The following is a 641-nucleotide window of genomic DNA, read 5'->3' as shown; positions in this document are numbered from 1 at the left end:
CGCCGCCTGCCGCCGCCTCGGTGTACGCGCTCACCGCGCGCGGTCACGGGCTGCTGCCGGTCCTCGCCGCACTCGCCGAGTGGGGCGCCCCCGCACTGGCCGAGCGGCGGCCGACGGACGCGGTCCGTGCGCACTGGTTCGCGCTCCCGCTGCTGCGCGCGCTGGAGGGACCGGGAGGCCCGGTCGCCACGGGCGTGCTCGACGTCCGCCTGGACGAGGGCGAGTTCCACGTACGTACGGGGATGACGGCCGCCGGAGACCCGGTGTACGGGGACGGGCCCGCCGCCCACGCCGACGCGCGCATCGCCCTCGACGCGGAGCTGTGCCTCGCGCTGGGGCGTGGCGAGCCGACGTTCGCCGAGGCGGTCGAGGACGGCCGGATCGTGGTCTCCGGCGACGGCGCGCTGGCCGCGGAGCTGCGCGGCGAGTGACCCGGCCGGGGCGGGTGACGACGGCGGGATTCCTGCGGTCGACTTCTGGGTAGCGTCGGGGCGTTTGGGATGTCCATGGCACCAGGAGAGAGGAGTTGCCCGTGGGAGCCGGCAGACACGGGGAGCGGCAGGGACGGCAGGGGCAGCAGGGCCGACCGGGGCGGCGGAGTCGGCTGGGGAGGGCGCTCGTCGTCGCGGGATGCGTGGCCG

Annotated in this window: 1 pseudogene; it reads left to right on the top strand. The window is 77.2% G+C overall.

Annotated features, from left to right (window positions below):
• Positions 1-431 (top strand): annotated as a pseudogene (locus E6R62_RS38135) (transcriptional regulator); the annotation flags it as partial.
• Positions 432-641: the final 210 nt, after the last annotated feature.

This window comes from Streptomyces sp. A1136, from assembly GCF_004795055.1.
Classification (GTDB): Bacteria; Actinomycetota; Actinomycetes; order Streptomycetales; family Streptomycetaceae; genus Streptomyces.
This window is presented reverse-complemented; position numbering and strand designations above follow the sequence as displayed.